The sequence below is a fragment of the Allobosea sp. Root381 genome, assembly GCF_001429395.1.
Classification (GTDB): Bacteria; Pseudomonadota; Alphaproteobacteria; order Rhizobiales; family Beijerinckiaceae; genus Allobosea.
In genome coordinates this window covers 222,509-239,139 of record NZ_LMJT01000041.1, presented here as the reverse complement: position 1 = coordinate 239,139, position 16,631 = coordinate 222,509, and the positions used below count along the sequence as shown (strand labels likewise).

Below are 16,631 nucleotides of genomic sequence, written 5' to 3'. Positions count from 1 at the left end.
ACACCACGGGCGGCCTGGACATGTCGTGATGCAACGCCGCCGAGCGCGATCCCGTTCCACGGCCGCGGCAGCGCATGTCTGCACTGCGGCTGTGGTCAGCCCTTTCTGCGGGGCGCCGCCTTCGTGGCTGCGGCCTTCGCGGGCGGCTTGGCGGCCGGGCCGGCGTCGGGATCGGCCGCGGGCGTGCCTTTGGCCGGCGGCTTCGCCCTGGGCTTCTGCGCCGGCTTCTGCGTGGCTTTGCCCGCGAGGCTTGCTGCGACCTGGGCTTCAGCCTCATGCCAATGCTCGGCATCGCGGCCCTCCGGCCTGCCCTTGGCTTCCCAGATCGCATAGGCGACGTCGCGGACGACCTGTTCGCGGCTCATGGCAGTCTCCTTGTCAAACACCAGAATGGTCGAAAATCTGAATGGCAGGGCGACGCCGGCGGCATTCTCGACGATGCCGGACACCTGGCTGGGGCCATACGCGAACTCAAGCCGCCAGGGCCTTGGCGTAGACGCCGGCATAACGATGGCTCGGGCGGCCCCAATCGAAGCGCTTCGCCATGGCGTGATCGCGCATCCGCGTGAAGGCGGTCTTGGAGCGGAAGGCGTCGAGGGCGCGCCTGACGGCCGAGGTCAGCCCCTCGCCGGTCGGCGAGGAGAACAGGAAGCCCGAAAGCCCGTCCTCGATGGTGTCGATGAGGCCGCCGGTGCGATAGGCGATCGGCAGCGCACCGAAACGCTGGGCGTACATCTGGCTGAGGCCGCAAGGCTCGAAGCGCGAGGGCATCAGCAGGAAGTCGCTCGCCGCGAAGATGCGCCGGGCTTCGGCGTCGTCGAATCCGATCCGCGCCGCGACGGCTTTGGGGTGCTGGCGGGCCAGCCGCTCGATCGCATCCTCCAGGCGCGGCTCGCCACGACCGGTGACGACGAGCTGGCCGCCATTCCCGATGATGGTCTCGGCCGCTTCGATCGACAGGTCGATGCCCTTCTGGTGGACGAGTCGCGAGATGATCGAGAACAGCGGCCCGCGCGAGGGCGGAAGCTCGAAATCCCTGCGGATGTCGGCGGCGTTCTGGCGCTTCCAAAGGCGCACGCCACGGGCACGGCTTCCGCCTGCGTCGGCGGGAGAGGTCCAGCTGTCGTCGATGCCGTTGACGATGCCCGTCAGGCGTCCTTCGTCCATGCGGAGCTTGAGCAGGCCCTCGAGCCCGCAGCCATGCTCGGCCGTGGTGATCTCGTGGGCATAGGTCTCGCTGACCGTCGTGACATGGGAGCCGTAATAGATGCCGCTCTTGAGGAACGAGATCTTGCCGTGGAACTCGGCACCGTTGACCGAGAAGGCGAGGTCCGGAATGCCGAGAGCCGCCATGCGCGAGGGCTGGTAGAGCCCCTGATAGGCCAGATTGTGGATGGTGAGGATCGAGGGCGTGGCGAGGCCCTTCCAGCGCATGTAGCCGGGCGCCAGGGCGGACGGCCAGTCATTGACGTGGATGATGTCGGGCTTCCAGTTCGGATCGGCCTCGCCAGCGGCGATCTCGGCCGCGGCAAGCGAGAGCCGCGCGAAGCGGATGTCGTTATCGGGGAAATCGCCGCCGGCGAACGGCCCATAAGGCGAGCCCTCGCGATCATAGAGCTCGTCGCAGAGCACGGCATAGATCGTCAGGCCGTCTGCGGTGGCGAAGCGCCCGAGCGACCAGGGCGGCAGGCTCGCGGTGCGCGGCATGCTCCGCACGATATCCATGTTGGGCCTGGCGGCCCGGACCTGGCGGAAGCCGGGAAGCAGGACGCGGACATCGCAGAGCGCGCGCAACTGCCGCGGCAGTGCCGTCGAGACCTCGCCGAGCCCGCCGGCCTTGATGAAATCGCCCATTTCCGACGTGACGAAGAGGAGCCTTGTCGTGGCGGCCAGCGCCGCTGTGGCGCCAAGCGGGCCTTCCTTGACCGCAGCAGCGTAAGTCAACGCGTGGCCGGAGGTGGACGCGAAGGTTTCGGTCACCGTTTCCTTCAACGTGTCGGCCATCGTCAGGGTCCCCAGCAGTGCTGCGTCACGAGAACATTTACGGCGTGATCATGGTTCCATAGTGCGGTGCAAAAATCTTATGCAATTCGGATGCCGCAACGGGCGCGCTTGCCGCCAAACCGCCAGAGGCGCAGCATGGCATAATGGTGTGACGGATGGGCGACGGTTGCCGTTCGGGAATGGGCCGAACGCCTATGACCTGCGGCATTAATCCCGCTGCCAGAGCGCGACGCTTCGCGCCGGCAGCGTCGCAATCTCGTCGGCCTCGGTCGAAGCCAGTGTCCGATGCCAGCCCGGCGCGCTGACGATTGCGAGCGGGATCGCCGTCTGCGAGCGGTTGACCGCGATCAGGAGCACCTGCCCCTCGCCGTTCAGCACCAGGCAGAACGCGTCCAGCCCCGCCCATTCGCCGTCGGCGATCGCCGTGCCGTCCGGCTTCAGCCAGCGCGCATCGGGCGGCTCGCCCTTGCCGGACAGAAAGCTGTCGGCGGCGAGCAGGGGATGCTCGCGGCGCAGCCTCGCGAGCGCTCCGACGAAGGTTGCGCGGTCTTCGTCTGCTTCCCGCCAGTCGAGCCAGAAGGCCTCGTTGTCCTGGCAATAGGCATTGTTGTTGCCGTGCTGGGTCCGGCCGAATTCGTCGCCAGCCGCCAGCATCGGCGTGCCGCGCGACAGGAACAGCGTCGCGAGCAGCGCGCGGATGTCGCGATTTCGCGCCGAGCGGATCGCCGGATCGTCGCTCGCGCCTTCCACGCCGTTGTTCCAGCTATAGCCGTGGTCGTCGCCGTCGCGGTTGTCCTCGCCATTCGCCGCGTTGTGCTTGGCCGCATAGGAGACAAGATCGTTCAGCGTGAAGCCGTCATGGGCTGCGAGGAAGTTGATGCTCGCGCGCGGCCCGCGATGGCCCGGTGCGAAGAGATCGGCGGAGCCGGCGAGGCGGGTTGCCAGCGCGCCGGCGAAGACGGCATCGCCGCGCCAGAAGCAGCGGACATCGTCGCGATAGCGGCCGTTCCATTCACCGAAGGGGGCGGGAAACTCGCCGAGCCGATAGCCGCCCGGGCCGATGTCCCAGGGCTCAGCGATCAGTATGGCCTGCGACAGGTCCGGGTCCTGCAGGATCGCCGCGAAGAGCGGTGCGTCTCGCGAGAAGCCGGTCTCTGTCCGCCCCATCACCGTGCCGAGATCGAAGCGGAAACCGGCGACGCCGCAGGCGCGCCAGTGCCGCATTGCATCCATCGCCATGCGGACCACGGGGGCGCGGTCGAGCGCGAGCGTATGGCCGCAGCCCGTGTCGTTGACCAGCCGGCCGGGATCGTCGGCGGCGTGGCGATAATAGACGGCGTTGTCGAGCCCGCGCAGGCAGATCGTCGCTCCGAACGCGTCGCTCTCGGCGGTGTGGTTGAGGACGATGTCGAGGATCACTCCGATGCCGGCCTGGCGGTAGGCCGTGCAGAGTCGGCGCAGATCGGCCATGCCGCCGGGGGCGAGGCGCGGGTCGGGCGCGAAGAAGTTCACCGGGTTGTAGCCCCAGGCATTGGCGAGCCCGAGCGCCGGCAGATGGCGTTCGTCCATCCAGGCTGCGATCGGCATAAGCTCGACATGGCTGACGCCGAGGCGATGCAGATGGTCTAGGACCGGCGGTTCCATGAGCGCCGCCAGCGTGCCGCGCAGCTTTGCGGGGACGCCGGGATGGCGCATCGTGAAGCTCTTCACCGCGAGTTCGTAGATGAAGGCCGGGGCGCGGCTGCTTCCATCAAAGCCCTTATCCTGAGCCTGAGGGTCGGAGTTTGGGCCGACGACGCAGCGCGGCACCAAAGCCGCCGTGTCCACGCCATGTTGCGCCAGCCTCGCATCCCAGCGGAACGGGCGATCGACTTGCCCGGCATAGGGATCGATCAGCAGTTTCTCCGGATCGAAGCGGTGGCCCTGCTCCGGATGCCAGGGACCCTCGACGCGAAGTCCGTAGCACAGGCCGGCGCCCGCACCTGCGAGCAGGCCGTGATGAATGTCGCCGGAGCGGCAGGGCAGGGGCAGGCGGGCTGTCTCGCGCTCGCCCTGCTCGTCGAAGAGGCAGAGATGAACCCTGTCGCCATGTCGCGAAAAGAGCGCGAATTCCACACCCTCTGCCGTCACGGTCGCGCCGAGGTGGGCGGGAAGCGGGCAGGGAAGGAGCGTCTGCCCGCTGGCCAAGGCGCTCAGCCCTTCGCGTCGCGGGCCGGCACGTGCCAGATGCGCTCGGCATATTCGCGGATGGCGCGATCGGCGCTGAACCAGCCGCAATGGGCCGTGTTCGTCACCGACATGCGCCACCACTTGCCCTGGTCCGCCCAGAGCGAGTCGATGCGGCGTTGGGCCTGATGGTAGCTCTCGAAATCGTTCAGCACCATGAACCAGTCATTGGCCTTCAGGCTGTCGACGAGGCCGAGGTAGCGGTCGCGTTCGCGTGGCGAATAGACGCCGCCGGCGACCGCATCGAGCACGCCCTGAAGATGCGGCGTCGCGGCGATGACTTCGTCGCTCGGCCGCGGCTCGCGCCGGGCGGCCTCGACCTCCTCGGCCGTCATGCCGAAGATGACGATGTTGTCCTCGCCGACGCGCTCGCCGATCTCGATATTGGCGCCGTCGAGCGTGCCGATGGTGACCGCGCCGTTGAGCGCGAACTTCATGTTTCCGGTCCCCGAGGCCTCCATGCCGGCCGTGGAGATCTGCTCGGAGACGTCTGCGGCCGGGATGATGAGCTCTGCGGCGCTGACATTGTAGTTCGGCAGGAAGACGACCTTGAGCCGGTCACGGGTGGTGATGTCGTTGTTAACGACGAATGCCACATCGTTGATAAGATTGATGATCGACTTTGCGGTCGCATAGTTGGACGCGGCCTTGCCGGCGAAGATCTTCACGCGCGGCGCCCAGTCGCGATAGGGCTCGGAGCGCATCGCGTCGTAGAGCGCGATCGTCTCCAGGATGTTGAGCAGCTGGCGCTTGTACTCGTGGATGCGCTTGATCTGGACGTCGAACAGGGCGGTTGGATCGACGGTGACGCCGGTATCCTGGCGGATGATCTTCGCCAGCTTCAGCTTGTTCTCACGGCGGATCGCAGCGAGGCGCTCATGCAGTCCGCTGTCGCCTGTGTGCCTGGCGAGCCTGCGGATCTGGGTGATATCGTCGGTCAGGTCGTCGCCGCAGACATCCTGCAGCAACCGGGTCAGCCCGGGATTGGCGCCAAACAGCCAGCGCCGCGGCGTGATGCCGTTGGTGACGTTGGTGATGCGGCCGGGAAGCACGGCGTGCAGCGGCGCGAAGACCGTCTGCTCCATCAGCTTGGAGTGCAGCGCCGAGACACCGTTGACCTTGTGCGAGCCGACGAAGGCGAGATTGGCCATGCGCACGCGCCGGCCGTGATGCTCGTCGATCAGCGAGATCTGCGAGAGATCGATGTCCTGCCCCTCGGTGGAGCGCCTGACATCGTCGAGGAAGCGGGCATTGATGGCGAAGATGATCTGCATGTGGCGCGGCAGCAGCCGCTCCATCAGCGCCACCGGCCAGGTCTCGAGCGCCTCCGGCAGCAGGGTGTGGTTGGTGTAGGAGATCGTGCCGTTGGTGATGCGCCAGGCATCCTCCCAGGGCAGGCCGTGATGGTCGATCAGCAGCCGCATCAGCTCGGCCACGGCCAGCGCCGGATGGGTGTCGTTGAGCTGGATCGCGGCTTTCTCGGGCAGGTTGTCTAGCGTTCCGAACTGGCGCTGGTGCCGGCGCACGAGGTCCTGGAGCGAGGCGGAGGTGAAAAAATACTCCTGCCGCAGCCGCAGCTCCTGGCCGGCCGGGGTGGAGTCGTTCGGGTAGAGCACCTTCGAAATCGCCTCGGCGCGGTTGCGCTCGGCGACGGCACCGACGAGATCGCCCTGGTTGAAGGCGTCGAGCGAGAGCGGGTGCATCGCCCTGGCGCGCCAGAGCCGCAGCGTATTGGCGTCGCAACCGCGCCAGCCGATGATCGGCGTGTCATAGGCGACCGCGAAGACGGTCTCCTCCGGCTCCCAGAAGACCTCGCCCGGCTTCTGCGTCGCTACGACCGACCCGCCGAAGCCGATCTTGTGGGAGACCTCGCGGCGCTCGAACTCCCAGGGGTTGCGGAAGGAGAGCCAGTCCTCGGGCACCTCGACCTGCTTGCCGCCGTCGATGCGCTGCTTGAACAGCCCGTGGTCGTAGCGGATGCCGTAGCCCAGCGCCGGCACGCCGGTCGAGGCCATGGCTTCCAGATAGCAGGCCGCCAGGCGGCCGAGGCCACCATTGCCGAGCGCGGCATCCGGCTCGATCGTCTCGATCTCCGGGAGTTCGACGCCGAGCTCGCGCATGGCCTGCGCCATCGGGCCGGCGATACCGAGATTGTTGAGGGTGTCGGCGAGCGAGCGGCCGATCAGGAACTCCAGCGAGAGATAATAGACGCGCTTGCGGCCCGTCGCGTAGCTGTCGCGGGTCGAACGCTGCCAGACATCGATGACATGGTCGCGTGCGGCGAGAATGCCGGCCGTCAGCCAGTCATGCGGCTGTGCGACCGCGGGGCTCTTGCCGAGCGAATAGGTCAGCTTACGCAGAATCTCCGCCTTGAGAGACTCGATCAAGGCATCGGATTCGGCGGGGGCTGCGGCCCTCGAGGCGGTCTCGGTCAAGCGGCACGTCTCCGGTTGTTTCACTCGCGCGACTGTCGAGGCAATGCGGCAGGCTGTCCAGACCCAACTGCCGCACCGCAGCAAGCTTCGTGCAAGGGCGTCGCGAGCCGCCGACGCGAGCCGGTCATTGCTTGGTGCTGCCGGTGTCCTCACGGACCTCCCGGCCGAGCTCCTTGGCACCGGATACGGCGGAATCCGTCAGACCGACGACGCTCGTCCAGATGCTACGCGTATACATGCCTTGATGGACCACGGCATCGTAGCCGATCAGGACGACTACGATGACCAGCAAAATCCGAAACATCTATCCCACCCTCCATGCTCGACGGGAAACGCGAAGCGGAAGGACCGGTTCCGCACAGCGCCTGGCGCAAGCGCCGGGTCGGTTGACCTCCCGGCCGTGCCGGTGTCCCCTCGGTGGAAAGCATCGAGGGCTGCATGTTCGAGGATCTGAAGGGAAAGCGCGTGCTGGTCACCGGCGCGTCGTCGGGGCTCGGCGCGCATTTTGCGCGGCTGCTGGCCGGGCAGGGGGCGCATGTGGCTGCGGCCGCGCGGCGGCAGGACCGTCTGGTCGCGCTGTCCGAGAGCTGCGCGGCCCTGCCGGGCAAGGTCGTGCCGGTGGCGCTGGACGTCGCTTCCGTCGAGGCGGTCACGGCCGGTCTTGACGCGGCCTGTGCCGCGCTCGGCGGGCTGGACGTAGTGGTCAACAATGCCGGCGTCGCCGATCCGGCCCGTGCGCTCGACCTCACGGAAGAGCAATGGGACGCGCATCTCGACGTCAACCTGAAGGGCTGCTTCTTCGCGGCTCAGGCGGCGGCGCGGATCATGGCGAAGCAGGACAAGGGCGGGGCCATCGTCAATATCGCCTCGATCCTGGGCGAGCGGGTCGCGGCCTCTGTCCTGCCCTATGCGGTGGCCAAGGCCGGGCTGATCCAGATGACCAAGGCGCTGGCGCTGGAATGGGCGCGCCACAAGGTCCGGGTCAATGCGCTGGCACCGGGCTATGTCATCACCGACCTCAACCGCGACTTCTTCGCGACCGAGGCCGGCCAGGCGCTGATCGGCCGCGTGCCGATGCGCCGCGCGGCTGAGCTTTCCGATCTCGACGGGCCGTTCCTGCTGCTCTGCGCCGATGCGTCCCGTTTCATGAGCGGGGCGGTCGTCGCGGTGGATGGCGGGCATCTGGTCAGCGGGCTGTAGCGCGAGCAGCATCATGCGGGCTCGACCCGAGCACCTCTCGGGAGAGATTCTCGGGTCTGCGCTTCGCCCGAGAATGACGAACCCGCCTACCGCATGATCTCCTTCAGCCGCAGCAGCGCGATCTTCTCGACCTGGGCGAGCGCTGTCTCGAACTCGGTTTCCGGCGTGCTCTTCAGGCGGGTCTCGAAGGCGGCCAGGATCGCGTCCTTGTTGGCGCCTGCGACCGCCATGATGAAGGGGATGCCGAAGCGGGCCTTGTAGGCCTCGTTCAGCGCGGTGAAGCGGACGCGCTCGTCGCTGGTCAGGCGGTCGAGCCCAGCCGAGGCCTGCTCGCCGACCGATTCCGCCGTCATCTCGCCGGCCGCGGCGAGCTTGCCGGCAAGATCCGGATGGCCAAGCAGGAGCTGTCTTTGCCGCTCGGGTGAGCCGGCGCGCATGATGAGCGCCATGGCCGCATGCAGCGAGGCGGGGTCGTCATGGGCTGTCTTGATGCCGGCGGCCCAAGTCGCCTCAGCGATCCAGGGGGCGTGCTCCCAGACGCGTCCGAAGACCTCGACGAAGAGCGCCTCCGGCACGGCCGAGGGTCGATAGCCGCCCTGCGGCGGGTGGTTGCGGATCCAGTGCCGGGCGATGTCGAGCCGGGTCGCGACCCAGACGCGGTCATGGCTGCGGACATAGTCGAGGAAGCGGGCGAGCGCCGCAGCGCGTCCCGGCCGGCCGACGAGGCGGCAGTGCAGGCCGACCGACATCATCTTCGGCGCGTCCTCGCCCTCGGCATAGAGGGTGTCGAACGAGTCCTTCAGATAGGCGAAGAACTGGTCGCCGCTATTGAAGCCCTGCGGCGTGGCGAAGCGCATGTCGTTGGCGTCGAGCGTGTAGGGCACGGCAAGCTGCGGCCCGTCCGGCCCGGCGAGCCAGTAGGGCAGCTCGTCGCTGTAGATGTCCGCGGTGTAGAGGAAACCGCCCTCCGCCATCATCAGCGGCGTCGTGTTCTCGGAGGTGCGTCCCTGGTAGAAGCCGAGCGGCCGCGCGCCGGTGAGCTGCTTCTGGATGCGGACGGCCTCGGCGATGTGGAGCTTCTCGGTGTCGGCCGGCACGTCGCGATAGTCGATCCATTTCAGGCCGTGGGTCGCGATCTCCCAGCCGGCCTCCTGCATCGACGCGACGATCTCGGGATAGCGCTGCAGCGCGCTCGCCACGGCGAAGACGGTGACCGGAAGGTTGCGCTCGGTGAGCATCCGCCAGAGCCGCCAGTACCCGGCGCGGGAACCGTATTCGTAGATCGACTCCATGTTCATGTGGCGCTGGCCGGGCCAGGCGGCGGCGCCGACGATCTCGGAGAGGAAGGCCTCGGAGGCGGCGTCGCCGTGCAGGATGCTGTTCTCGCCGCCCTCCTCGTAATTGATCACGAACTGCACGGCGATGCGCGCCTCGCTCGGCCAGTGCGGATGCGGCGGCGTGCGGCCATAGCCCTTCAGGTCGCGCGGGTAGGTGCTGTCGGTCATGGCTCGGCGCGCTCGCAGATTGATTCAGGTCGGGATGGTAACGTTTTGAAGTGAAATGGAAATGCTGCATCCGTCATTGCGAGCGAAGCGAAGCAATCCAGTTTCGTAGAGTGCGCGGCTCCCTGGATCGCTTCGCTTCGCTCGCAATGACGGGGAGGCGGCGTCAAGCGCGGCACCTCAACTGCCGCGATAGGTCGTGTAGCCGAAGGGCGAGGCGAGGAGCGGCACATGGTAGTGCCGGTCGGTGTCGGCGATGCCGAAGCGCACCGTGACGATGTCGAGAAAGGCGGGGTCCGCAAGCTCGACGCCGCGCTTTCGGAAATAGGCGCCGATGGCGAAGTCGATCTCGTAGATTCCGGCCTGCGTTTCCTCCGGTTTCAGCAAGGGCGCGTCGGTGCGGCCATCGGCATTGGTCGCCGTCTGCTTCAGCGTCTCCCGCGCGCCATCCGTGACGCTGCGCAGCGTCACCGCCACTCCGGCCGCCGGCACGCCGCCATGGGTGTCGAGGATATGCGTCGTCAGTCCCGCCATGCGTCAGATCCTTTTCGTCCGGTCCTCTTCGCACAGCTCCCATCCCGAGGAGGCCCGTAAGGGCCGTCTCGAAGGATGCTCCAGAGGCTTCGGGTGCCTACGGGACCATCCTTCGAGACGCCGCTCACGCGGCTCCTCAGGATGAGGGCTGAGGGTTGAAAGCCCACCTTACTTTTGCCGACGGCGCGAAGCTTGCGCGCCGGCTTGCGCCAACCGTAATTTGCCTGCAGCCGAAGTCCACCGCGCGTCTCGCCGGTAGGGGAGCGATACCGGGCATGCTCGACGCCTATCTGATGGAATGGGGAGGCATGCTGCTGCGCTGGCTGCATGTGATCACCGCTATCGCCTGGATCGGCTCGTCCTTCTTCTTCATCCATCTCGACGCCTCGCTGAAGCCGGCGGCCGACATCCCGCCCGGAACGGGCGGGCGCGCCTGGCAGGTGCATGGCGGCGGCTTCTACGAGATGCGGAAATACATGGTCGCGCCAGCCGTGATGCCGGCCGAGCTGACCTGGCACAAATGGCAGAGCTACTGGACCTGGATCTCGGGCTTCTTCCTGCTCGTCTGGGTCTATTATGCCCAGTCCGAGCTCTACCTGATCGACCCGGCCGTGATGCAGCTCTCGCCTTTGGCTGCAGGCGTGATCGGCATCGCCGCGCTGGTCGTCGGCTGGCTGATCTATGACGGGCTGTGCCGCTCGCCGCTCGGGAGGCACGACGTGCTGCTGGGGCTGATCGGCTTCGGCTATGTCGTGGCGGCGAGCTGGGCCTTCGCCAGCGTCTTCTCCGGGCGCGGCGCGCTGATCCATACCGGCGCGCTGATGGCGACGATCATGACCGCCAACGTCTTCTTCAACATCATGCCCGGCCAGCGGAAGGTCATCGCGGCGCTGACGGCCGGCGAAAAACCCGATCCAAAATACGGCAAGGCCGCCAAGCAGCGCTCGACGCACAACAACTACATCACCCTGCCGGTGCTGTTCCTGATGCTGTCGAACCATTACCCGGTGACCTATGCCAATTCGGCGACGATCCCGCTGCTGGTGGCGCTGGTGATCGTGGCCGGCGCGCTGATCCGGCATTTCTTCAACATCCGCCATGCCGACCATGCCAGATCGCCCTGGTGGTGCTGGGTGGTCGCGATCCTGGCGCTCTGGATCGCCTTCTGGGTAGCGATGGCCTCATCGCCGGGAGGGCGCGAGCAGCTCGGGCTGAGGCCTGCCGAGGCGGCCCGGCCCATCCTGATGGCCGGCCTGACGCTGCCGCCTGCGAACGTCACCGACATCGTCACCGGCCGCTGCGCCATGTGCCATGCGCCCGAGCCGTCCTGGCCCGGCATCCAGATCCCGCCCAAGGGCGTGCTGCTGCACGAGCCGGAGCGCATCGCGGCGCAGGCCCGCGCGATCAGGACACAAGCCGTCATGACCCATGCGATGCCGCCCAACAATCTCTCGGGAATGACGCCGGATGAGCGCCGGGTCCTTGCCGCCTGGCTGGCGGCCAAGCGGTGATTTCGGCGATCGGCGTTACCGTCGCTTGACCCTGTTGCGGTCCATCCTCACGAACCCGTGATTCCATTCAGTTTCGGTTCACCTGCCCGGCGTCATGGTCCGGTCCACCGACTAGCCGGGGACTGGCGCCACGTGGCGCCGCCCGGCCCTGCAGGGGACCTGGGGGGTCCGTTGGACGCGTTTCCGAGGAAGGGCGCTGGCTATGTGCTGGCGGCCACGGCATTTGTTTGTGTCTGGGCGGTGCTTTGCTGGCCCTGGCTGTCGGGCGCGGTAACCATCCCGTTCGACGCCAAGGCGCATTTCCAGGCGCAGATCCAGTTCCTGGCGCAGGCGCTGCATTCGGGGCAGTCGCCGTTCTGGACGCACAACGTCTTCGGCGGCTCGCCACAGGTCGCAGACCCCCAGTCGCTGATCTTCTCGCCCGCGATCATCCTCGCGCTGCTCTCGCCTTCTCCAAGCTTCCGGGCGGTCGACGCCTATGTGCTGGCGCATCTGCTGGCCGGCGGGCTCGCGCTGATGATGTTCTTCCGCGACCGGAACTGGCATCCCGTCGGCGGGCTGATGGCGGCGCTGGTCTTCGCCTTCGGCGCCTCGGCCGCCTGGCGCGTCCAACATGTCGGCCAGATAGCCAGCCTCGCCTTCTTCGCCATCGCCTTCTGGCTGACGGCCCGCATGCTGCAGCGCTCCTCGCTGCTGGCGGGCGCCTTCGCGGGCTTCTCGGCCGGGCTGATGGTGCTCGAGCCCGACCAGGTCGCTCTGCTTGGCTGCTACATCCTGGTCGGCATGGTCGTCGCCCATTGGGTCTCGGGCGGCTGGGTCGCGGTCTGGCGCAGCCTGCCGGCCATCGCGGCCGCAAGCGTGGCGGGCATCGCAACGATCGCCCTGCCGCTGCTCTGGACCTGGCTCTTCGCCGAGGCGACGACGCGCCCCGCCATCGATCTGGCGGAGGCGGGCCGCGGTTCGCTGCACCCGGCATCGCTGCTGACCGCGTTCTTCGGCGATCTCTTCGGTGCGCTGGACCCGAAGGTCGATTTCTGGGGGCCCTACAACAATCCGGACTGGGCCAAGGAGCTGTTCCTCTCGCAGAACATGGGGCAAGTCTATTTCGGCGCCCTGCCGCTGCTGCTCCTGATCGCGCCTGGCCTGACCCGCGGCTGGCTCTGGGACAGGGCTGTGCGGCCTCTGACGCTGCTCTTCGCCTTCATGGTGCTGTTCGCGCTCGGCCGCTACACCCCGGTCTTCGGCCTGGCCTACGACTATCTGCCGGGCGTCAAGGTGTTCCGGCGTCCGGCCGACGCGACCTTCCTGGTGGGCGGGCTCGGCGCGCTCCTGTCCGGCTATGTCCTGCACCGCATCCTGACCGCGGAACCCGGCACCTCCTTCCGGCGCGACCTGCTCGCTGCCGCAGCGATCCTGCTTGCCGTGGCGGGGCTGGCTCTGGCGCTGTCGCAGGAGGCAGGACATCTGCGCGATGCCTGGAAGCCGGTCGCGCTCGCGCTCGGCTGGTTTGCAGCCGCGGCGGTGGTGTTCGTGCTGCTGCGTCGCTGGCGCGGGGGGATGGCGCCGGTCGCGGCGGCCGTGCTGGTGACGGGCGTTCTGGCGGCTGATCTCGGCGTCAATAACGGCCCCAACGAATCCACCGCGCTGCCGCCGCAGCTCTACGACGTGCTCCGGCCGGAGACGCATAACGAGACCATCGCGGTGCTCAAGCGGCTGACGGCCCAGCCCGCAGGCTCGCCGCGTCGCGATCGCGTCGAGCTGCTCGGGATGGGCTTCGAATGGCCCAATGCCGCGCTGGTGCACGGCTTCGATCACACGCTCGGCTACAACCCGCTGCGGCTGGCCGATTTTTCTGAGGCCGTGGGCACGCGCGACGGCATCGCTTCGCCCTCCGAACGCAAATTCACGCCGCTCTTCCCCTCCTATCGCTGCCGCCTCGCGAACATGCTGGGGCTACGCTACATCGCGTCGCCCGTGCCGATCGAGCAGGTTGACCGCTCCTTGCAGGACGGCGACCTCAAGCTCGTCGCGCGGACGAAGGACGGGTACGTCTACGAGAATCCGCGGGCCCTGCCGCGGGTGCTTTTCGCCGGCGGCTGGCAACTGGCCGATTTCGAGGGCATGAAGCAGGGCGGACAATGGCCCGAATTCGATCCGCGGCAGGCGGTTCTCCTCGAAGTCGAGCCACCGGAGGCGGCGCCCGAGGGGCCGTCCCTGGTCAAGGGCGAAGTCCGGCTCACCCGCTACGAGAACACCGAGATCGAGGTCGAGGTCACGGCGGCCGCTGGCGGCTTCGTCGTCCTGAACGACATCTGGCATCCGTGGTGGCGGGCGCAGGTGGACGGTGTCGAGACCGAGATCCTGAGGGCCAATGTGCTGTTCCGTGCCGTGCAGGTGCCGGCCGGCACCCACAAGGTCCGCTTCAGCTTCCACGCCGTCGAGGGCGCGATAGCCGAGATGCGCGAGCGGGTCAGCCCGCCGGCGGTCGAGGACGATCTGCCGTTGCCGCTGCCGCCGCTGCGCGACGAGCCGGTGATCGCGCAGACCGACGGGCTCCTGCCCTCGATGCTGGCCGGGCCTTCGCCCGCGGTCAGGGACTCGCTGCGGCTCGGCCCGGCGACGGCAGCGCCGCCGCGCGAGGTGGTCTCCTCCGTCCAGGGCTATTGACGGCCGGTTTCGCCTGAAAGCCTCAGGCGCCGGTCTCGGCCACGAGGCCGGCGGCCGCGATGCCGGCGAGCGCTGCCGCCTCGTCATTCTCGGATGTATCGCCGGAGATGCCGATCGCGCCGAGAACCGCGCCGTCGGCCGCGCGGATCAGCACGCCGCCCGGGACGGGCACGAGCGATCCGCCGACCGCATGGGTCGCCGCCTCGATGAAGTAGGGGCGCTCCTGCGCCATCTTGTGCAGCGCCCGCGAGCCGACCCCGAGCGCCACGACGCCATGCGCCTTTCCGAGCGCGATCTCGCCGCGCTTCAGGCTGGTGCCGTCCTGGGCGACGAAGAGCTTCTGCGCCCCGCGCGAATCGAGGATCGCGATGGCGAGCGGCTTGAGGCCCGCGGTCCCGGCATGGGCGAGGGCGGCGGACATGATGGCCTGGGCCTGGGCTGAATTCAGCATGAGGAACTCCGAAAAGGATGGTCCAGCGCTTGTGCCAGCCCCCGCGCGGCGGCGGAAGGCGCATTGCGGACAAGCTGTTTGCCGAAAACGAGCGGTGTCCGGGCCGTCTCTGACCTGACGTGAAATTCCGACGCTGCGCTTTTCCTGACTTGCACTTGTCACGCGGACAGGGGTTGATGGACGGCCTGACGCCGGATCGACGCGCGTCCATTCGGACGCGCTGTGTCGATCTGTCGTTTTTGCCCTAGCATCGGATTCATCCGAAAAGTGCATCCCACTTTTGGTCCGATGCCCCCAGGAGGACACGCAATGGGTCTGTTCAGTTTCATCAAGGAAGCGGGCGCCAAGATCTTCGGCTCGACCCCCGCGAAGGCTGCGACCGCCGAAGAACTGCAGAAGGAACTCGCCGGACACGGCCTGCCGGCCGACGTGCAGATCTCGATCGACGGCGACAAGGTGAAGGTCTCCGGCAAGGCCGTTTCGACCGAGGAGGCGGAGAAGATCATCCTCGCGCTCGGCAACACCACGGGCGTCGCCTCTGTCGAATCCGACCTGGCGGTGAACAAGGAAGTCGCGGCTGCGGTGTTCTACACGGTCAAGAAGGGCGACACGCTCTGGAAAATCGCCGAGGAGCATTACGGCAAGGGCCAGGGCGCGAAATACACCGAGATCGTCAAGGCCAACACGCCTCCGGTGAAGAACCCCGACCTCATCCTGCCCGGCTGGGTGTTGCGGATTCCGCCCAAGGCCTGATCCGAGGCAGATGATCCGCAGTTCCGAGCCGCGCCCGTCAGGGCGCGGCTTTCTCATATGCGCGGTGAACTCGTGGCCGTGCCTTCGCTCGGCCCCTTCGCTGGGCTTGACGGAAATGGTTGCTACAGCAACTATCTTTCTTGCGTGGATGCGGTGCCGGGAGGCCGGCGCCGCCGTCCGCCGCCAATCATGCTATCGTCAGAAATGGCCGGGGATCGGCCTGTCCGCAGTGGGCAATCAAAAAAACATCGCGTAAGCGAGTCTTCGCGCAAATGAGCCTTGGGGAGGGACGTCATGACATTCGATCGCCGCCGATTCCTGACACTGGCCGGTTCGGCCGTCGCCGCACCCGCCGTGATGCGAGCCTCCCGCGCGAATGCGCAGGAGGTGACGCTGCGGATGCATCATTTCCTCCCGCCGGTCGCGGTCGCGCATGCGAAGTTCCTGAAGCCCTGGGCCGACAAGGTCGCGGCCGAGTCGAACGGGCGGATCAAGATCGACATCTTTCCGTCGATGCAGCTCGGCGGCACCCCGCCGCAGCTTTTCGACCAGGCCCGCGACGGCGTCGTCGACATGGTCTGGACGCTGCCGGGTTACACGCCGGGGCGCTTCACCGGGCTCGAGGCGTTCGAGCTGCCTTTCATCGCCAACAAGCGCGCCCTGCCGAACTCGCTCGCACTGACCGAGTACGCGCAGGAGAACCTCAAGGACGAGCTCAAGGACGTCCAGCCGCTCTGCCTGTGGACGCATGATCATGGCCTGATCCATGCCAACAAGCCGGTGAAGACGATGGAGGACCTCAAGGGTCTGAAGCTGCGCTTCCCGACGCGGCTCGCCGGCGAGGCGCTGCGGGCGCTCGGCGCCAATGCCATCGGCATGCCGGTGCCGCAGGTGCCGGAGGCCCTGGCTCAGCGCGTCATCGACGGTTGCGTCATCCCCTGGGAGGTGGTGCCTTCGGTCAAGGTGCAGGAGTTGGTCAAATACCACACCGAGATTCCGGGCTCGCCGACCTTCTATGTCGCGACCTTCGTGCTGGCGATGAACAAGGCCAAGTACGAGGCGCTGGCGCCCGATCTCAAGGCGGTGATCGACCGCAATTCCGGCGCCGCCGCCGCGGCGATGGCCGGCAAGGTCTGGGATGAGCAGGCGATCATCGTCTCCGACATGGTCCGCAAGCGCGGCAACACCATCGGCGCCATCGACGAGGCGGAGGCCGCGCGCTGGCGCAAGACCACCGAGCCGGTGATCGAGGGCTGGCTCAAGACCGCCAAGGAGAAGGGGCTCGACGGCGACAAGCTGCTCGCCAGCGCCAGGGCGGCCCTCGCCAAGCACGAGAAGGCGGCCTGAC

General features: G+C 67.5%; 13 protein-coding genes. 5 read left to right on the top strand and 8 right to left on the bottom strand.

The window, feature by feature from the left end; genetic code table 11:
- Nucleotides 1–95 precede the first annotated feature (95 nt).
- From ASE63_RS22585 to ASE63_RS22565, 5 genes are all read right to left on the bottom strand, one after another.
- Nucleotides 96–449, bottom strand: coding sequence for a DUF2934 domain-containing protein (locus ASE63_RS22585; protein WP_162261824.1), 354 nt, complete (start codon nucleotides 447–449; stop codon nucleotides 96–98).
- A gap of 22 nt (nucleotides 450–471) precedes the next feature.
- Nucleotides 472–2,004: a glycogen synthase GlgA gene (gene glgA, locus ASE63_RS22580; protein WP_082610202.1), complete on the bottom strand. Its 1,533-nt coding sequence runs from the start codon at nucleotides 2,002–2,004 to the stop codon at nucleotides 472–474.
- A gap of 207 nt (nucleotides 2,005–2,211) precedes the next feature.
- A complete protein-coding gene (gene glgX, locus ASE63_RS22575; protein ID WP_056806970.1) occupies nucleotides 2,212–4,191 on the bottom strand; it encodes a glycogen debranching protein GlgX in 1,980 nt (659 codons plus the stop codon).
- A 5-nt stretch (nucleotides 4,192–4,196) separates the two neighbouring features.
- Complete coding sequence (locus tag ASE63_RS22570; protein ID WP_244491558.1) at nucleotides 4,197–6,617, bottom strand: glycogen/starch/alpha-glucan phosphorylase; 2,421 nt, start codon at nucleotides 6,615–6,617, stop codon at nucleotides 4,197–4,199.
- A 172-nt stretch (nucleotides 6,618–6,789) separates the two neighbouring features.
- On the bottom strand, nucleotides 6,790–6,969 hold the full coding sequence (locus ASE63_RS22565) for a hypothetical protein (protein ID WP_056806964.1): 180 nt from the start codon (nucleotides 6,967–6,969) through the stop codon (nucleotides 6,790–6,792).
- A 134-nt stretch (nucleotides 6,970–7,103) separates the two neighbouring features.
- On the opposite strand from ASE63_RS22565, the gene ASE63_RS22560 reads away from it, so the two are divergent.
- Nucleotides 7,104–7,865 carry an SDR family oxidoreductase gene (locus ASE63_RS22560; protein ID WP_056807478.1) on the top strand — a complete coding sequence of 254 codons (762 nt, stop codon included), beginning with the start codon at nucleotides 7,104–7,106 and terminating at the stop codon, nucleotides 7,863–7,865.
- An 86-nt stretch (nucleotides 7,866–7,951) separates the two neighbouring features.
- On the opposite strand, the gene puuE is transcribed toward ASE63_RS22560, so the two are convergent.
- Both puuE and uraH read right to left on the bottom strand, forming a co-directional pair.
- The gene (puuE, locus tag ASE63_RS22555) at nucleotides 7,952–9,370 is read right to left on the bottom strand and encodes an allantoinase PuuE (protein ID WP_056806961.1); all 1,419 of its coding nucleotides are present in this window, start codon (nucleotides 9,368–9,370) and stop codon (nucleotides 7,952–7,954) included.
- 177 nt (nucleotides 9,371–9,547) lie between these two features.
- Complete coding sequence (gene uraH / locus ASE63_RS22550; protein WP_056806958.1) at nucleotides 9,548–9,901, bottom strand: hydroxyisourate hydrolase; 354 nt, start codon at nucleotides 9,899–9,901, stop codon at nucleotides 9,548–9,550.
- Nucleotides 9,902–10,176: 275 nt separating this feature from the next.
- Here uraH and ASE63_RS22545 point away from each other — a divergent pair, with 275 nt between their 5' ends.
- Nucleotides 10,177–11,412 (top strand): urate hydroxylase PuuD, encoded by a 1,236-nt coding sequence (locus ASE63_RS22545; RefSeq protein WP_056806955.1) that lies wholly within the window; start codon nucleotides 10,177–10,179, stop codon nucleotides 11,410–11,412.
- Nucleotides 11,413–11,583: 171 nt separating this feature from the next.
- The gene (locus ASE63_RS22540) at nucleotides 11,584–14,079 is read left to right on the top strand and encodes a hypothetical protein (RefSeq protein WP_200962608.1); all 2,496 of its coding nucleotides are present in this window, start codon (nucleotides 11,584–11,586) and stop codon (nucleotides 14,077–14,079) included.
- Nucleotides 14,080–14,101: 22 nt separating this feature from the next.
- Here the strand turns inward: ASE63_RS22540 and ASE63_RS22535 are convergent, their stop codons facing one another.
- A complete protein-coding gene (locus ASE63_RS22535) occupies nucleotides 14,102–14,530 on the bottom strand; it encodes a heme-binding protein (RefSeq protein WP_056806950.1) in 429 nt (142 codons plus the stop codon).
- A 309-nt stretch (nucleotides 14,531–14,839) separates the two neighbouring features.
- Here ASE63_RS22535 and lysM point away from each other — a divergent pair, with 309 nt between their 5' ends.
- Nucleotides 14,840–15,283: a peptidoglycan-binding protein LysM gene (gene lysM, locus ASE63_RS22530; protein ID WP_056806947.1), complete on the top strand. Its 444-nt coding sequence runs from the start codon at nucleotides 14,840–14,842 to the stop codon at nucleotides 15,281–15,283.
- A 294-nt stretch (nucleotides 15,284–15,577) separates the two neighbouring features.
- Nucleotides 15,578–16,630 (top strand): TRAP transporter substrate-binding protein, encoded by a 1,053-nt coding sequence (locus ASE63_RS22525; RefSeq protein ID WP_056806945.1) that lies wholly within the window; start codon nucleotides 15,578–15,580, stop codon nucleotides 16,628–16,630.
- The last annotated feature ends 1 nt before the right edge of the window (nucleotide 16,631 follow it).

Bases quoted from the DNA above. Each gene is read 5' to 3' on its own strand.
- ASE63_RS22545 (WP_056806955.1), top strand. From the start codon at position 10,177: ATGCTCGACGCCTATCTGATGGAATGGGGAGGCATGCTGCTGCGCTGG.
- ASE63_RS22565 (WP_056806964.1), bottom strand. From the start codon at position 6,969: ATGTTTCGGATTTTGCTGGTCATCGTAGTCGTCCTGATCGGCTACGAT.
- ASE63_RS22560 (WP_056807478.1), top strand. From the start codon at position 7,104: ATGTTCGAGGATCTGAAGGGAAAGCGCGTGCTGGTCACCGGCGCGTCG.
- puuE (WP_056806961.1), bottom strand. From the start codon at position 9,370: ATGACCGACAGCACCTACCCGCGCGACCTGAAGGGCTATGGCCGCACG.
- ASE63_RS22525 (WP_056806945.1), top strand. From the start codon at position 15,578: ATGACATTCGATCGCCGCCGATTCCTGACACTGGCCGGTTCGGCCGTC.
- uraH (WP_056806958.1), bottom strand. From the start codon at position 9,901: ATGGCGGGACTGACGACGCATATCCTCGACACCCATGGCGGCGTGCCG.
- ASE63_RS22535 (WP_056806950.1), bottom strand. From the start codon at position 14,530: ATGCTGAATTCAGCCCAGGCCCAGGCCATCATGTCCGCCGCCCTCGCC.
- lysM (WP_056806947.1), top strand. From the start codon at position 14,840: ATGGGTCTGTTCAGTTTCATCAAGGAAGCGGGCGCCAAGATCTTCGGC.
- glgA (WP_082610202.1), bottom strand. From the start codon at position 2,004: ATGGCCGACACGTTGAAGGAAACGGTGACCGAAACCTTCGCGTCCACC.